Source organism: Candidatus Kuenenia sp. (assembly GCF_039794105.1).
Taxonomy (GTDB): domain Bacteria; phylum Planctomycetota; class Brocadiia; order Brocadiales; family Brocadiaceae; genus Kuenenia.
This window is the reverse complement of sequence record NZ_JBDIWA010000041.1, coordinates 13,320-30,260: the sequence shown is the minus strand read 5'-3', so window position 1 is coordinate 30,260 and position 16,941 is coordinate 13,320. Positions and strand designations below refer to the sequence as shown.

Below are 16,941 nucleotides of genomic sequence, written 5' to 3'. Positions count from 1 at the left end.
AACTTATTTCAAATTATCCAGGCTTATTGACAAAAATATTTAACGAAATATGCTCAAGGCTCAGACATGCAAATGAGAAGATTGAAAGTTTGGCTTTTTTGGACGTTTACGGCAGGACAATACAATTACTCCAGCAGTTAGCACATGAGCAGGGTGAAAAAACAAAGGCCGGCATTGAAATATCACATGCACCAACTCACAAAGAAATTGCCAGCATGGTCGGGGCATCACGGGAAACAATCACGAGAATTATTAAAGTGCTGAAGGATAATAATACACTTGTCTCTTACAAGGGTAGAAAAGTCATTTTAAGAGAACATACCAATAATTTATTGATATAATTTCTTTTAAATGTGACGGACGTCATATCCTTTAGTAAAAATAAGGTTATAATATATCTAATAAATCGTAACCCTTTAGTTTTTTGAAAACGTCCGAATATGTTTTGGTCAGTACTATACAAGTCGAATCCTATTGGTGATGAAATAATGATTAAAAACATCTTAACAACAAAGAAAAGAAAAAGCTGGTTTCCGTTCCGTAAAAAGCAGAAAGGATTGCAATACATAAAAGAAGCATGTTGCACTTTGCCGGAAATATTAGAACGCTATGCCACTGAGATTCCGGATAAAACTGCCATTATCTATCATCACAAAAAGATCAATTACCATGAATTCAACACGTCGGCAAACAGCCTGGCAAATGAATTGTTGAACATAGGCGTGAAAAGAGGCGACCGGATAGGCTTAATGCTCCCAAGAATTCCTGAACTGGTGATAAGCTTCATGGGAATTGCCAAAGCCGGAGCCATAGTTGCGCCAATTAATTATGAGCTGACAGAAGAAGGCATACGCGCCATTTTCAAAAATATTATGCCTGCGTGTTTGATAATCCACAGCACGCATCTTGACCAAGCAATTCGGGCATTGCCGCAAAATACCGATATTCCCATTATTCTTGTGGGGGAATATACGGGATGCGGCATGCCATGGAATGATATTATAAACGCCGGGAAAACAGATAACCCTAATCTTGACATTCAGACGCATGAAGTTGTCTATTTAAATTATACATCAGGCTCTACGGGAAATTCAAAAGGGGCGGAAACCACACATTCCAACATATATTGGAATACCATTGCCGCAATCGACATACTGGGATTGAAGAGTGATGATGTTCATCTTTGCATGTTTGCCCCCTTTGCCCATCCCCATGAAATATTTGCCCGTTCGCTTTTCCTTGGTGGAACGATTGCGCTTGTTGAAAAAATTTATCCCAAATCGATAGCGGAGGCAATTTCATCCTGTAAAGTAACCTGTATGATGGGCCTTGCCCCTTTGTATGAAAACTTACTGGATATTCTCGAACATGGAACGTTTGATGTAAGTTCTCTCAGAATTCCGGAAAGCGGGGGCATGTACACACGCACAAACCTTATAGAAAAATTTAAACAAAAAACAGGCGTCCCGATTATTCCCGTATGGGGCAGTACTGAAACTACCGGAATCGCTATTGCCAATCGTCCGGGCGACGATATCCCAAAACGCTCAATCGGGAAACCATGTCCAACGTATGAGATAAAAATTGTTGACGAAAATAACAATGAGCTTCCTCAGGGAGAAATCGGAGAAATGCTCTTCAAAGGACCGGCAGTTGTGCAAAATTATTATGGCAATGCCGGCAATACCTGTTCTCAAGACGGATGGTACCACAGCGGCGACCTTGGAATGAAGGACGAACACGGCTACTTTTACTTTATAGAAAGAAAATCGGGGATGATGAAGGTCGCCGGATTAAAGGTGTATCCGCAGGAAATTGAACGCGTTTTGCTGGAACATCCTTCTATAAAAGAAATAGCGGTTATTTCTGTAAAAGACAGATTGAGAGGAGAAATACCAAAGGCAGTTGCCGTGCTGCAGCCGGGGGAGAATGTAAAAGAACACGAAATCCTGGATTTTTGCAAAGGCCGGTTGCCTCATTATAAACTCCCAAGAATAATCGAAATCAGGAAAGATATCCCCAAAAGCGGCAGCGGTAAAATAAATAAAAATATTTTAATCCTGGAGCATGTATGAAAGCGCTGATTGTAGATGGAGAATGGAATCCCAGAAAGAACTACCCGTTAAGCAATGAAGAACAGGCCAAAAAACGGGCAAATGTGGGAAGTCAGGTGTGGCAGCATACGCAATTTGAAGTAAAAGACGTTTCGGTACCTAACCTGCAAGACGACGAAATTCTTGTGCGAATAAAAAGCTGCGGAATCTGCGGATCAGATACCCATCTTTACGAAACCGATAAAGACGGATATATCATATTCTCAGGCGTGACGGAACTCCCCCGCATCATCGGACATGAGTTGTCTGGAATAGTGGAACAGACAGGTAAAAATGTGCGAAACGTCAGTAAAGGCGACTGGATCGCCGCGGAAAGCATTATGTGGTGCGGCATGTGCCAGGCGTGCAGAAGCGGTTCGCCTAATCAGTGTAAATATATCAAACTGATGGGATTAAGCGCAGACGGCGCCTTTGCGGAATATATTGCAATCAGTGAGAGATACTGCTGGGAAATTAATGATTTTGGGGAAATATATTCAGAAGACGAGGCATTTGATATTGGTGCGCTTATTGAACCCGTGGGCTGCGCGTACAATGGGCTGTTTATTGTTGGGGGCGGATTTCAGCCTGGCGCCACGGTAGTCGTATATGGCACAGGCCCTATTGGATTAGGCGCTATTGCATTAGCAAAGATTGCAGGCGCAAGCCAGATTATTGCCTTTGACATAATAGATGAAAGGGCGAATATTGCATTAGAGATGGGAGCAGACTACGCTTTTAACACAAATAAAATGAGAGATTGTCTTCCTGGAGAAAAGGTCATGGAGATAACAAAAGGCTGGGGCGCTGATATACAAATAGAAGCAGCCGGCGCAGCACCTGCCACCATCCCTGAAATGGAAAAATCCATGGCGATTAACGGGAAAATAATATACCTTGGACGCGCGGCGACAACAACATCGATGCATCTGGATAATCTTGTATCCGGCGCAAATAAAATTGTTGGAGCAAGAGGGCATTCAGGATACGCAATCTTCCCTTCCATTATTAAACTTATCGCAACCGGGCGGCTTAAGCTGGACAAAATGATCACTGCAAGATACCCATTTGCAAGAATAATGGATGCAATCAAGGCGTCTTCCGGAAGGACCGATGGGAAGATTTTAATACATATATAATCGATGACGTCTTGCTAAGTTTCCCTTAATAAAGGAAGATTTAGTACCTTATCAGTAATTTCTTTGCGTTTTTTGGCAAAATATTTAAAGTTAAAATCCGAGTATCAATTTAGTTTTTGAAAAACATATTATCTATTAGCTCCATAGGAGCGATCTGTTTGTAGAAATTAGTGCAAAAATAGAAAGAAAGCTCCGTAGGAGCGACCTGTATTATGCCGAATACATATTCGCAAATTTACATTCAAATTGTCTTTGCCGTAAAAGGCAGATTGAATTTAATCCAAAGCCAAAATCGGGAGGAATTGCATAAATACATCACAGGTATTGTGCAGAACCGGGAACAAAAAATGCTATCCGTTTTTTGTATGCCAGATCATACCCATTTGCTGGTTGGGTTAAAACCATCCGTTGCCATTTCTGATTTGGCAAGAGACATAAAAGCTGGTTCTTCAAATTTCATCAATGATAACAGATGGATGCCTGGCAAATTCAATTGGCAGGAGGGGTTTGGGGCATTCTCTTATTCCAGAAGCCATATGGACGCTGTTATCAAATACATTTTGCATCAGGAGGCGCATCATAGAAAGAAAACCTTCAAGGAGGAATATATTGAATTTTTGAAGAAATATGAAATCAAATATGATGAAAAATATTTATTTGAGTGGATAGAATAAACAGGCCGCTCCTACGGAGCTTATTTTGATATAATTGCAAATATTCTACAAACAGATCACCCCTATCGGGGTTGCGTTGTTCATTTTTTCCACAGGATTTTTCAAAAGGCTAAATTGTTACAAATCCGAAACAAATTCCAATGACAAAATAATCTGAAATACTAAGCGAGCACATCTTTCGTGTTTTGTGCCTGTTTGGTTTTGGCTTGCCCAGGTTTGGGGGGTTGTTTTACACATATTACAATTAACAAAAAGGTTACACTCTAATGATTATGGTAAATACTTGTTCAGTTATGTATTACAAGAAAAATGGCTACATTCCGCTGCTATTGACAGCGTTCATTTTGCTTTTAGTTTTTTCTAACGGTTGCGCCTCCACAGGGGTAAAGCCTGTCGCCGAAAATCCTGCAGCACCTGTAGATCAAGGTGAAGAATTCGAACGGTTAGATACGATAAAGATATCCCAGTTTATACTGGGAGTAGGCGATACAGTGGAAATCACCGTTTACCGGCATGACGATCTTCAAAGATCCGTAAGGGTAAACAATTCGGGCAAAATCATGTTCCCGTTAATAGGAGACGTGCAGGTTGCCGGCATAGGCGTCTTTGATCTCAGAGAACAATTGGAAAAAAGGCTATCCCATTATCTTGTCGATCCTCAGGTACTGGTTAATGTTACCAGCATACAAAGTAAAAAGGCCATCGTGATCGGAGAGGTTAATTCTCCCGGATTTTTTGTGCTCGATACGGACATAAGTGTTATAGAGGCGATTTCCAGGGCAGGCGGAGCGACAAACAACGCAAAACTGGAAAATGTAATTTTAATGAGACGGGATGAAGGCAAACCAAAGATTTACGCCTTAAATACAAAAGATGTGTGGAAGAAGGGAGATTTTTCTCAAAATATGATGCTGGAACACGGGGATATAATATTTGTGCCAACAATGGTTATCTCAAGTATCGCAAGGTATTTCTCCTATTTCCAGCAAATATTCAGCACTATCATTGGTTTTGAAAGCGGCATAATTTTATACCCGCAGGTAAGCGACGTATTGACACATGGCGAAACAGATGCTGGCGGTGGAACCACAATTAACATCCCAGTGAACTAAAATATGGGGTGTGGCGGAATCTGTTGACTTTTACTCTGAAACTCATGCCCCTCTCTTTATATTAAAAACGTTGATAATAGAAAATGTAGAGAATTTATAATAATACCTGACGGCAATAAAGAGCAGGATATTTAACAGCACAACACTCACCATATTTGAAAACGCAGTGCCGTTTATACCATATTTAGGGATAAGCAACACATTGAGTGTGATATTTACTATTGCAACCAGAAACATTATATTGCGGAAAATTTTTTGTTTTCCCGTCATGTTTAAAATATATGCAACGGGACCCGACATGATATTTACCATCTGCCCGACAGTCATCATTATTAAGGCGTTTTTCCCTGCCCGAAATTCTTCGCCAAAGATTTTGAGAAAGAATGATGGGAATACAAAAAACATAATCAGTATTGGGGTTGTTACCCAGAAAATAAGTTTTGTTACCTGCCGGGCTAGTTTTGCAAGGGATGCAATATCGCCATTCCCATAAAATTGGGCAAACTTAGGCGCGGCAATACTATTAAATGCGAAAAGGGGAATGCTTGCCAGCATTGACAATCTGAAAGCGACATTGTAAATTCCCACATCACTTTCCGTTTTAAAAGCGCCAAGCAGTATTTTATCAGTCCATCCCATAAATAAACATAACGAGTTAGATATTAAAATAGGCAATGATATAGTAAAGAGAGTAGTGTATTTCATGCCTACTTCAGGTAAAACACGAGTAACGTTTAATTTCTTCAGCCATAGGAATACCGACAGAAAAAATACCATGGAAATACTTACAGCATATGCGGCAAACGGCATATATTTCCCTCTGCTGAAAAAGAGAAATATCGCCAGGAGGAACACTGAAAAAAGTGGTATGGCCAGGTCCTGTAAAAATGCGTATTCTTTAATCTTCTTCAGCGCCCGCAAACTTTCTGAATTTATAAAGATAATAACCATTGGAAGTATAATGAATGATACTATCTGAAAATACGTTGACAGGTATGTTTTGTGAAACAGGTTTTTTGCAATATAGGGAGAAAGGAAATATAAAAGGACACTGATAAAAACACTAACGGGAATAATTATTTTCAGCGCTTTCACATAAATATCGGCAATAAGAGCATTTTTATTTTGAGAAGAATATTCGGCGATAAATCTTAATAATGTAGTCTCTATTCCAAGCCTGCCCAATACGGTGCAAATATTCAAAAATGTAATAAAAAGGGCGAATATCCCTGCGGTATGGGCGCCATATTTCCTCGTAATTAACAACATTAATAAATAAGAAGCCAGTATTCCCGACATCTTGAAAACAAAAGAAACAAAACCGCTTTTAAGAAGTTCACGCAGGTTGATATCGCTTAATTTAGCAATAAATTTATGGATTATTTTGGGTGCAGTTATATGCGCAAGAGACATATTCTGGTTATAATTCTGAAAATGTAAATATAAAATGGAATGTCTTTGGGAATTGTGTTATATTCGCCGCTTCATGCAATCTTGGTACAGCACATATCCAAAAGTGAAAAAAATACCTGCTAAAAACGGTATCTGCTACGGATTGCCGTTTGACTTTTAAGCTTTATAGCAATTATTTATTGGCCATGCAACGTAAAAGTATTTTATGCAGTTTCAAACTCGTAAAGGTGTTTTATGAAGAATAATGAAAAGGTTTTTGTAATAGGCATTGACGGCGCAACTTTTGATATTATTGCCCCATGGCTGGAACAAGGCAGGTTGCCGCATTTAAAATCATTGATAGACAATGGGTGTTCCGGCGTCCTGGAATCTTCTGTACCGCCGGTAAGTCCTGTAGCATGGCCTTCTTTCTTTACCGGCGTAAATCCAGGGAAACATGGGATATTTGATTTTATAGAAAAATCGAAAACAGACCAAAGTATTCATTTCATGAACCGAACCCATTGCAAAGCACAGCCTATCTGGCGGTATCTTAATCAGGAAGGCTATACAACAACAATAATAAATATTCCAGGCACATACCCGCCTGATAAGGTTGACGGGTTTATGATTTCCGGTTTAGATACACCGGATACAAACAGCGAATTTACCTATCCCGGAGCATTAAAAAACGAATTAAAGGCGGTAATAGGTAATTATATTATTGATATGGAGCATAACCCTGCTTTAATGAACAACCCTGGAAAATATATTGATCATATGATTGACATGATAGAGGCGCGGGAAAAGACGGCCCTCTACCTGATGGAAAAATACCCGGTTGATTTTTTTATGGTAGTATTTACTGCAACAGACAGGGTGCAGCATTCTTTTTGGAGATATTACGACAAAAAACACCCCGGATATTCCCCCGGGGTAGAGAATGCTATATATACTATTTACAAAAGGGTTGACGATGCTATTGGCAGGCTCTTGGATAAGGTAGACGAATCAACGAGCATTATCGCCATGTCCGATCACGGCATGCATGGAATATATAAAAGCGTTGATGTAAACCGATGGTTACTTGAAAACGGGTTTCTTGTTTTAAAGAAAGAATCTCCTGTTTTAAAACTGAAAGATTTCTATAAGAGGTTAAAAAGAAGGTACCTGAAAAAAGCGGATAAAATCCTGTTTGATCACTATATTGACTGGTCAAAAACACGCGCCTATTTCCTGGGTACATGGGGAAACATTTTTATCAATGTAAAAGGAAAAGAACCCTATGGCATTGTAAGCCCGGGGGAAGAGTATGAATCAATAAGAGAAGAAATCATACGGAAGCTGAGTCCTCTTGCCGACCCTGAAAATGGAAAACCTGTAATTAAAACTATTTTCAGGAAAGAGGAGGTTTTTACCGGTGAATATTTAGATAAGGCGCCGGATCTCATCATTATGTGGAATGAGAAATATAATTGCATCAAGACTCTTTACGAAAAACTGAGATCGGGGGGGAGACACGGCGTTATTCAACCTTACAAACAATTGTGTGGAGATCATGCGCCGAATGGAATATTCGTATACAAATCTCCCCATGTAAAAAAAGGTATTACAAACATGAAGGCTAATATCATAGATCTTTTGCCTACCATACTTCATACAATGGATGTTACTGTACCAAATTCTATAGACGGAAGAATTTTAGATGAGATATTTACCGAAGAGTTTCTTGCTGAAAAATCGGCGAAATACGACGATAAAGCGTATGCATTTGCAGCGGAAGATGAATCTGTTTATTCCGATGAAGACAGCCAAAAGATCGCAGAACGGCTTACTGACCTTGGCTATTTCGATTAAATTTCCCTGTTAACTATCAGTTGAATAATATAAAAAAAATTCTTTTTTACTCAATATGAAAATTTTATTAGTACAATCATATCTTAAAGGAGATGTTTTCCCGCCGGTATATCCATTGGGAATTTCATATATCGCAAGCTTTCTCACCAAACATGAAGTACGGATTTACGACCCGAATCTTTCGTTAAACCCAATCGATGATTTAATAAAAGAAATCAATGGGTATCGTCCGCAGATGATTGGTGTTTCACTGAGAAATATCGACAATCAATCGAGAAAAAACCCTCTAAACTATTACGGGGATTTTCAAAATCTTTTGCAGACTATAAAAAAAACATGCCCATCCGCCCACATTGTTGCCGGCGGCACCGGATTTTCAATGTTTGCACAGGAAATAATGGATACCAATCCCGAAATAGATTTTGGAGTATATCTGGAAGGTGAGGAAACATTATCTGAGCTTACAGACAATCTTGACCATCCGGACAAAGTGAAAGGCGTATATTATCGCAAAAACGGGGTTGTATACTACACCGGAACAAGGACACTTCCCCAATTTGAAAAATTCCCGGCGCCTGGAAGGGATATTGTTAATCCAATCCCCTATAAAAACGGAGAAGCTGCAATCGGAATTCAAACCCAGAGGGGTTGTCCGTTAAAATGCGCATATTGCAACTACCCGGCGTTAAACGGCAACCTTTTAAGGTCACGATCCCCTGCAAATGTAGTTGACGAGATAGAAAACCTACTTCATTCGTACGGAATAAGGCAGTTTATGTTTGCCGACTCCCTTTTCAACAGACCGCTGGAACATGCCACCGGCATATGTAAAGAAATAATGAAACGGAATCTTCAGGACAAAATCAAGTGGATGTGCTGGTTAGATGTAAGGGGCGTTACGAAAGATTTTTTACACTTATTAAAAAACGCCGGCTGCAGCGGAATTTCTTTTTCACCTGATGGATTATCGACCTCTTCATTGATTTCTCTGAGAAAAGGCATAAAGGAAAGAGATGTTTGGAACATCCTGAAAATCATTACCACTGATCCCGTAATTAAGGATACCAAATTTATTATTACCATGTTTATAAATTCACCCGGAGAAACCTATCTTGGAATGATAAAAATGCTTTTTTATAAATTCCTTTCTCTTGCGGCTAAGAAAATCTTAAAAAGAAACGTTAACGTCCAAATTGGATGGATACGGTTGGAACCGGACACAGAAATATACCGTGTTGCGATGAAACAGGGCATTATATCGCCCGGAAGGTCACTTCTTCCTGCAAATGCCGATGACGTCAAAGCGTTATTTTATTTAAATCCGTCTTTACAGTTTTTAGACAGGATTGTACTGGCTATGGCGTCTATATCTGAATCTATTAAAGGTAAAATAAAACATACATTAATCAGGAGGGCTTTATGATGCTGCAAAAAACACAGCGATTTATTTACAGTATAACGACACTTCTGCTGATATTCTCTTTCGGTTTTTTCGAGGACTCAACTGTTCATGCATGGGATGAGGCGGCTCTCGATTCTCCTTTTGGATTTACCACCTCCTTTTATCCACCAAAAAGAAAAAGCAATGAGGAAATGCTGGCAAAAAGAAAGAATTTCGAATTTGACGGCATCACGGGAGATAATCCGCCTTATTCAACCGCAATAGAACTTGGCGTTAAATGGGAACGTCAGTCAAACCCCGTTTTGGATTGGTCTTTTGTGCAACGGGATAAGGAATCTATTATAAACGGTAAATACAACTGGAATGTCCCGGATAATTTTTTAAAGAGAATTCCGGAAGACCTGAATATTGTAGTTACCATTAATGTCAATCCAATGCTATTACGCCCGGGAACGTGGGAATTTATCGCCCCACCGGCAAAAGAAGCGTATATTGAATTTGTCAAAAAAGCAGTAGAACGGTACAACGGAGATGGCAAGAACGATATGCCCGGACTTAAAAACCCTGTAAAATACTGGCAGGTTGAAAATGAACCAATTATTCAGATTAAAAAGAAACAGGGGGGAGGTCAGGGAGGACAAGGAGGACAACCGCCACAGCAAATGCCCGGCATGAACCAAAGGAGAGGGCCTGGAGGACCCGGCGGATTTGGAGGGCCTGGTGGGCCAGGAGGGTTTGGTGGACCAGGGGCTTCGGGACGTGGGCAGCAAGTACCTGGAGCTATGGGCGGTCAAACCCAAAAAGGAAGCGAATGGAAGGGATATGTGGAGCTTATCAATATCACTTCAAGCGCAATAAGAAGCGCGGACAAAGACGCAAAGGTCATTAGTGGCGGAATAGTAAGCCCGCCACCCAAAATGAGGACTGAAATATTAAATGAATTTTGGCTTCCGGTAATCAGAGCGCTTGACAAGGATTCTATCGATATATTTGATTTCCACTGGTTTGACGACAGCATTATCGATTCTTATGCCACCTATAAAATATTACGCAATGCCCTTGATGAAAGCGGCTTAAACAATGTTGATATATGGATGACCGAAACGGGCGCCAGCAGTAAAGAGGGAGAAAAGGGGCAGGCAATTCAGGTGATAAAAAGATATGTCTATCCCCTCAGCTACGGCATTAAAAAAGTATTCTGGGCATGGGCGCTTGTGGAAGGCTGGCCGCCATTTGATTGTCAATCAATGTTTGAATACACCGGTTTGATATATGACGGCAATTGCGCCGGCGATCCTGGATATGGAGTGAAAAAACTCGGATTCTATACCTACAGGCTAATGACGGAAAAACTTAAAAATTCAGATTGGAACAATATTGCGGCAATCTCTAATGGCAAAAACGGCATATACGCATATAAATTCCCGCAAGTAGACAAAGACGTTTATGTGCTATGGTACGAAAAAGAAAACGGAAAAACGACCATAGACTTGAAAGTAGCAGAAAATAGCAAATATACAGTAACGGAGGCGATACCAAATGTCTCTGAAGGAAAACAACTACACTCTGCGTTAAAAAATATTTTCAACACAAAGACCCTGATATCTTCAGAAAAAACCCTTTCTGTTGAAATATCTTCCATTCCCTTATTCGTTGAGGGTAAAAAGAGTGGCGATACAGAATATGTATCAGAAGAAATAGCTGATGACGATGACGACGACGATGAATCATCAGTCTCTGAGATTGTGGATAGCAAAGAACAACCACCTGGAGGGAAAACCCCACAAATGCCAGGGAGATATGGACAGTCGCCAACGGGCGGACGTCCAATGCAACCTCAAGGTCCTGCTATGGGAGGACAACCTGGAAGCGGCCCACCTCGTGGCCAACCTATGCCCGGCGGACAAATGCCTCCTGAACGTGGCCAACCCTCTGGTGATCGTTCAATGCCAATGAGCGGTAAATCTTATCGCGATTTGGAAGTGTGGCAAAGCTCAATGGATTTAGCAGTAGAATGCTATAATCTCACAAAAGAGATTCCACAGGGAGAAAATGATGCACTGGCGGGACAGTTACAACGCACTGCCGCATCCATCCCGGCAACGATTGCAAAGGGACAGGCAATGCAAAATCCCAAAGAGTTTTTCAATCATCTTTCCATTGCAAACGGGTCCATTGCAGAACTGGAAACGTATCTTCAAATTGCCGAACGGCTGGATTATATCGATTCTGACCGTATAAAGCAGCTTAAGCAAAAAGCGGAAACAATTGCAGCCTCAATCAGTCGTTTACAAAAACCTTTTGCAGATAAAATACAACATTGAACAATCTTGCGAAATACAATAGTCCTGGCCGTTTTTAAAAAAACGGCCTGAATATATGTATAGTCAAACAAATAAGGTTTTCGAAAGAGGAACAATAAAATTCATTGTAAGAGGGTGGCACGGACAAACTTTGTTTGTCCGTGTTATTGTGAGTCGAAGCAATTTCACTGACAAACAAGTTTGTCAGTGCCACCCCTCTCTATCGATGCTTAGATACTATATTAAATTTTTCTAAAAACAGATGCTTTTGGTTATATCCTGCACCATAAACCATAGATGAACTACTCTCTTACGCATAATAAAAAACTAAACATCTACAGATGGATTATTGTTATCCCTTTTGGCATGGCAATATCTTCCACAGCATTTATCAACCCCCTCGTAACCCTCATCCTGCTCGGCATTACTTCCGTGGCGGCCATTTCTATTCTGAAGCCACATGTTCCATATCTTTTCGCAGTACTCCTTATTTCTTATATCAGCATTGAAATCAGGCTATGGGGCGATTATCGAACATTTTTCACCCTTTCAGAACCGTTCATACTTTATTGCTTACTCTGTTGGTTCGTATCGCGCGGTTTAAGGATTTCAACCGAAGACTTTCAGATCAAAAGGTATCTCCCGCTTATACTGTTGTTTCTATGGGGAATAATTTCTATTCTTTGGAGCACTGAAAAAACAATGGGAATATATTATATGGCAATGTTTTTTATCGCCATATGCTTCTTTTTCCTGACCTTAGTAACCTTAAACAGTTTTCTAAAAATCAAAATAGCAATAGCCTTTTTTGTTGGAATGGGTTTTGTCGGCAGCATTGTTTGTTACTATTCTCTACTATCGAATAAAACAATAGAAGATATATTGTATCATTATAATGAACATCTGGTTCGTTTTGTATTCAATCCTGAGCAAATGTTACGCGGACAAGGATTCATGCATCCACTTGCCACAGCATACTACCTTTCATTATCGCTCATGTTGTTGTTTGGATTTATTTACACGGGAAACAAATTCACCAGGGTTTTCCTGTCAATCGCAGCGCTCTCTATATTTGTAGCGCTATTAACGACACTCAGCAAAGGACCGTTGCTTTCATTACTATGCGGACTTTATATCTTTTCCCTTTTAAATGTCTCGGTCAGCAAGCGTATTATTATTGTATGGACGCTTATTTTTTCTCTTATCATAATCGGATTTTTTCTCTCAAGAATCCCTACCAATGATTTTGCGAAGGCATTGGATTACACATCTAAAACATCAACGGAAACTACCGATGAATCATCCTCTCTGGGTTCGAGGATAAAACGCTGGAAGAAAGGCATTCTTTCTATAAAGGATCATTATGGTTTAGGCGACGGGTCTGGCGGGTTTTTTTCGTATCTCGACCCGGAAATCTGTTTTGACAATCTCTATGTTCATATATTTGCAGAGTATGGATTATTTGGTGTGTTGTTGTGGCTTTGGTTTTTGGTCCTCTCTTGCAAGAGGTTTATTCATGCATACCTTACCTGTATTTCATCCGAATATAAAAAATGGATGCAGATTTACATTTCAGGTTTAGCAACGTTACTGCTTAATGCAGTCACCTCTTTTTCCCATACCTTTTTGCCCTTATGGTTTTATTTAGGAATCGGACATGCCATGGCAATTGTAATTGACCGTGAAAACAATAAAAGATTAGAAAACGAAAGAATGGATACCCTAAAATGTCGCTCTTAAAACAATTTCTTGATGTTGTCTCCAGAAGAAAGAAAATTATTATCGTTATTGTGCTCGCCTTCACATTACTGCCACTATTGTTTTCCCTTTCTTTCCGATCGGTGTATAAGGCTTCTTCGCAGCTCTGGATGCATACAAATGCAACACAAACGCAATATCTTGCATTGCCAACAAACATCAGCAAGTTCGAATATTCTGACAAAAATAAACTGGATAATACCTTCTTTGCAATGCTAAAAAATCCTAAATCCATGAAAAGGATTATTTCAACCTTGCATATTACCGATGAAAAGGAACGGTTGATTGATCCTGATAAATTTATCATCGGGAGTGAATTCAATCTTTTTTTCAGCAGGGAAGGGATTAGTGTTAACGTAGTAGAAAGCGGTGACGTCATAGAAGTCGCGGGATACTCTGCCACTCCGGAAATGGCAGAGAAGGTTGCTAATGCTGCGGTTGAAGCGTTTATGATACTTTATGCGGATATTTTCAAAGACGAGGCAAGATTGGCGCAAAAAGCAATGAAAGCGCGGTTGGTATATGTAAACAGAGAATTAAGAAAACTGGAAAGAAGGTTGTACCGGTACAGGAAAAAATACGGAATTATTGATGTCACCATGGAAATAGAAGAGGGACTGAGGCAATATTACAGCTATCTTGACCTGGTTCATCAAAATACGAAAACAATGGAAGAAGAGAAAAAGGTGTTGGAAGAGGTAACCAAAACTATTGCAGTAATTCCGGAACTATATTTGTCCAACAAGGCTATCGAAAGAAATCCTACATTAGAATCATATAAACAGGAAATCGTAACCCTTGAAACAACCATCGCCAAACTGAAGGTTGACTTTACCGAGGCACACCCCGATATTATTGCGTCCAGAATGCAAATAGCAGAGTATAAAAAGGCGATATATAAAGAAATAGAGCGAATTTTGGGAGATGAAAATTTTTCCAGAAACTCGTATTATACTGAATTGGAAAAACGTTATTATGATACAAAAATAAACCTGGAAATTTACAAAACAACTGGCTCTATACTGCTCAATTTAACCGATATCATTTACAAAAAAATGCTCAATGTAAAGAAAATTGAACTATTGTTTAATAAAATAGAACGCCAGCAATCCTCGTTAAATACGGAATACTCAAATTTGACAAAGGGCATTTCAGATACTGAGATATTGTTAAGCCTGAGCCCTTCAAATCTGGCAGTCCTCAATTACGCAGATGCATCAACAATTTCTTCACCTTATTTTCCGAATAGGGTAAAATTTTTAGCTATCTCCCTGTTCCTTAGTATTACCATAGCTTTTTCAATAATCCTGCTGGAAGAATCTGCCGACAAATCGATAAAAACGCTTGCAGAAGCACAAAAGGCCTTTCAGGGAAATCTGCTATATGGTTTGCCAAAGTATACAAAGATATTTGGCTTCAACATTATCCCGAAAAGACTGCTTCGTTATTTCCCTACATTAAGAGACGAACTGTTATTGCTTAAACAGCGAAATTTTGTCAGAAAAGTATTGAAAAACAACGCCATCAGGCGTTCCGTCTGGAACATTATTTCCGGCATAAAGGTCGTTTCAGGCGATACCATTGCACGGTCAATTCTTTTTACCGGTGCGGAGGAGGAGGTAGGCACCACTACCATCGCTCTTCTGGTGGCAAGAGAATTAACCGTTTCCGGCAAAAAAACCCTCTTCCTTGATATTTCTTCAACAGATGATTGGCATTTGCAGGGAAAAGATATTCTTCCGGTGGATAAAAAAATAACTCTTAAAGACCTTATAAGAAGCAGTGATATCTATGGCATGGATGTTTTACTGATGAAAGAAATTGCCGATATCCCGGGGATTGCCATGATCGATGGACTGCCCGAACAGTTAAACAATCTGGACTATGAGCATATTATTATTGATGCCGCCCCTGTTGTAGCCTGTAACGACGTCCTGTTTCTCTCTGCAACGGCAAATGTTGTCCTTTTGACAGCAAAACTACATAAAACTTCCAAAGAAACAATCGAGGAGGCTTTCAGCAGATTCAAACATCTAAAAACATCTAAAACAGGCATAATAATTAACCAAATTTAGTTACTAACAGAAACATATTTTCTCCTATTCAAAATAACCTTTAATTATGAAATGTATGAAGGAAACTATTCATTTTTCTGAAGCGGCAAAGGTGTTTTTTTTATATACCCTTCGATACACAATACCTTACTTGCCTTTAAAATTAAAACATAGCCTCGCCAACAGCCTTGCAATGCTGACGTCACACGGAGAAAAAGCTGTAGTCATGAAGAGTGAACTGGAATTGTTATTTGGCAAAGGAACGTTTACCGGCCCGGAAATGAAAGAAATCATCATGGAAACCCTTCGTAATTTCAGAAAAGATCTCTTTGAAATATGGTCATTCCCAAGATTAAACAGAAAAAAGACAGAAGAACTTTGCACCATTGCCGGTATGGAACATTTAGAGAACGCTTTGAAAAAAGGCAAGGGCGTGATAATTGCGCTTTGCCATTTTGGGTCATATAAAATGATACTCCCCTGCCTGGGGTATAAAGGATATAAAATAACGCAGGTTGCCGCAAATCCTATCGATCTGACCGGCAAAGACAAGTCGATGGTAAAGAATAAAACCATGCAAATTGAATATCAATGTGAGAAAAGCCTGCCCGCCAATTTTTTTTACATAGGAAGCACACCAAGGCAAATATACCGGGTGTTACAAAATAACGAAATACTTGTTATGTCACTTGATGGAATTTTGGACCCTAATAGAATTTCAGTACCTTTTTTAGGAAGGAAGATACGTCTATCCCCCTCTCTTGTAAAAATAGCGGAAAGAACAAAGGCAACAATATTGCCTGTTTTTACGGTAAGGGGAAAAAACGGTAAACACCGCATTATTATAGGCAATGAAATCATCCCCGACGATGGCAATGATAAAGGTACACCGGAAACACTTGTCGTCTTAAAGTTTGGCAGTTTAATGGAGCAGTTCGTTAAAGAACATCCCAGCCACTACCTCTGGTATTTATATAAAAACAAAACCGAGCCGCCCCCCATCGGGAGTATTATTGTTGATTGATTATCAATCAGTACAAAGCCTCAGAAGGATAAAAAGGGTTTGAAACCACTGATCTATAGGATGAGTAACAATGTCAAACTATTTCCGGCTCCTTACGTTTTTTTATTAGTCGTTTAAAACAATGTAATTGGGG

At 39.7% G+C, this 16,941-nt stretch carries 12 protein-coding genes; 11 read left to right on the top strand and 1 reads right to left on the bottom strand.

The window, feature by feature from the left end; genetic code table 11:
• From ABJL82_RS14830 to ABJL82_RS14810, 5 genes are all read left to right on the top strand, one after another.
• Positions 1-341, top strand: a 341-nt coding sequence (locus ABJL82_RS14830; RefSeq protein ID WP_347275481.1) for a helix-turn-helix domain-containing protein, incomplete at its 5' end; no start/stop codon positions are given.
• Between the two features lie 147 nt (positions 342-488).
• Entirely contained in the window at positions 489-2,075 is a 1,587-nt protein-coding gene (locus ABJL82_RS14825; protein ID WP_347275480.1) for an AMP-binding protein, read from the top strand.
• Positions 2,072-3,232 carry a scyllo-inosose 3-dehydrogenase gene (gene iolM / locus ABJL82_RS14820; protein ID WP_347275479.1) on the top strand — a complete coding sequence of 387 codons (1,161 nt, stop codon included), beginning with the start codon at positions 2,072-2,074 and terminating at the stop codon, positions 3,230-3,232. The genes ABJL82_RS14825 and iolM overlap by 4 nt, the downstream gene beginning before the upstream one ends.
• Before the next feature lie 212 nt (positions 3,233-3,444).
• On the top strand, positions 3,445-3,906 hold the full coding sequence (tnpA, locus tag ABJL82_RS14815) for an IS200/IS605 family transposase (protein ID WP_347275478.1): 462 nt from the start codon (positions 3,445-3,447) through the stop codon (positions 3,904-3,906).
• A 266-nt stretch (positions 3,907-4,172) separates the two neighbouring features.
• Entirely contained in the window at positions 4,173-5,018 is an 846-nt protein-coding gene (locus ABJL82_RS14810; protein WP_347275477.1) for a polysaccharide biosynthesis/export family protein, read from the top strand.
• Between the two features lie 42 nt (positions 5,019-5,060).
• On the opposite strand, the gene ABJL82_RS14805 is transcribed toward ABJL82_RS14810, so the two are convergent.
• Positions 5,061-6,431: a flippase gene (locus ABJL82_RS14805; RefSeq protein ID WP_347275476.1), complete on the bottom strand. Its 1,371-nt coding sequence runs from the start codon at positions 6,429-6,431 to the stop codon at positions 5,061-5,063.
• Between the two features lie 234 nt (positions 6,432-6,665).
• Between ABJL82_RS14805 and ABJL82_RS14800 the strand changes: the two genes are divergently transcribed.
• From ABJL82_RS14800 to ABJL82_RS14775, 6 genes are all read left to right on the top strand, one after another.
• Complete coding sequence (locus ABJL82_RS14800) at positions 6,666-8,267, top strand: alkaline phosphatase family protein (RefSeq protein WP_347275475.1); 1,602 nt, start codon at positions 6,666-6,668, stop codon at positions 8,265-8,267.
• Between the two features lie 55 nt (positions 8,268-8,322).
• Positions 8,323-9,690, top strand: coding sequence for a cobalamin-dependent protein (locus ABJL82_RS14795; protein WP_347275474.1), 1,368 nt, complete (start codon positions 8,323-8,325; stop codon positions 9,688-9,690).
• The gene (locus tag ABJL82_RS14790) at positions 9,687-11,993 is read left to right on the top strand and encodes a four helix bundle protein (RefSeq protein WP_347275473.1); all 2,307 of its coding nucleotides are present in this window, start codon (positions 9,687-9,689) and stop codon (positions 11,991-11,993) included. The genes ABJL82_RS14795 and ABJL82_RS14790 overlap by 4 nt, the downstream gene beginning before the upstream one ends.
• Positions 11,994-12,269: 276 nt before the next feature.
• A complete protein-coding gene (locus ABJL82_RS14785; protein WP_347275472.1) occupies positions 12,270-13,712 on the top strand; it encodes an O-antigen ligase family protein in 1,443 nt (480 codons plus the stop codon).
• Positions 13,700-15,805 carry a hypothetical protein gene (locus tag ABJL82_RS14780; RefSeq protein ID WP_347275471.1) on the top strand — a complete coding sequence of 702 codons (2,106 nt, stop codon included), beginning with the start codon at positions 13,700-13,702 and terminating at the stop codon, positions 15,803-15,805. The genes ABJL82_RS14785 and ABJL82_RS14780 overlap by 13 nt, the downstream gene beginning before the upstream one ends.
• A gap of 55 nt (positions 15,806-15,860) precedes the next feature.
• Positions 15,861-16,808 carry a lysophospholipid acyltransferase family protein gene (locus ABJL82_RS14775; RefSeq protein ID WP_347275470.1) on the top strand — a complete coding sequence of 316 codons (948 nt, stop codon included), beginning with the start codon at positions 15,861-15,863 and terminating at the stop codon, positions 16,806-16,808.
• Positions 16,809-16,941: the final 133 nt, after the last annotated feature.

Bases quoted from the DNA above. Each gene is read 5' to 3' on its own strand.
- ABJL82_RS14825 (WP_347275480.1), top strand. From the start codon at position 489: ATGATTAAAAACATCTTAACAACAAAGAAAAGAAAAAGCTGGTTTCCG.
- iolM (WP_347275479.1), top strand. From the start codon at position 2,072: ATGAAAGCGCTGATTGTAGATGGAGAATGGAATCCCAGAAAGAACTAC.
- tnpA (WP_347275478.1), top strand. From the start codon at position 3,445: ATGCCGAATACATATTCGCAAATTTACATTCAAATTGTCTTTGCCGTA.
- ABJL82_RS14810 (WP_347275477.1), top strand. From the start codon at position 4,173: ATGATTATGGTAAATACTTGTTCAGTTATGTATTACAAGAAAAATGGC.
- ABJL82_RS14805 (WP_347275476.1), bottom strand. From the start codon at position 6,431: ATGTCTCTTGCGCATATAACTGCACCCAAAATAATCCATAAATTTATT.
- ABJL82_RS14800 (WP_347275475.1), top strand. From the start codon at position 6,666: ATGAAGAATAATGAAAAGGTTTTTGTAATAGGCATTGACGGCGCAACT.
- ABJL82_RS14795 (WP_347275474.1), top strand. From the start codon at position 8,323: ATGAAAATTTTATTAGTACAATCATATCTTAAAGGAGATGTTTTCCCG.
- ABJL82_RS14790 (WP_347275473.1), top strand. From the start codon at position 9,687: ATGATGCTGCAAAAAACACAGCGATTTATTTACAGTATAACGACACTT.
- ABJL82_RS14785 (WP_347275472.1), top strand. From the start codon at position 12,270: ATGAACTACTCTCTTACGCATAATAAAAAACTAAACATCTACAGATGG.
- ABJL82_RS14780 (WP_347275471.1), top strand. From the start codon at position 13,700: ATGTCGCTCTTAAAACAATTTCTTGATGTTGTCTCCAGAAGAAAGAAA.
- ABJL82_RS14775 (WP_347275470.1), top strand. From the start codon at position 15,861: ATGAAGGAAACTATTCATTTTTCTGAAGCGGCAAAGGTGTTTTTTTTA.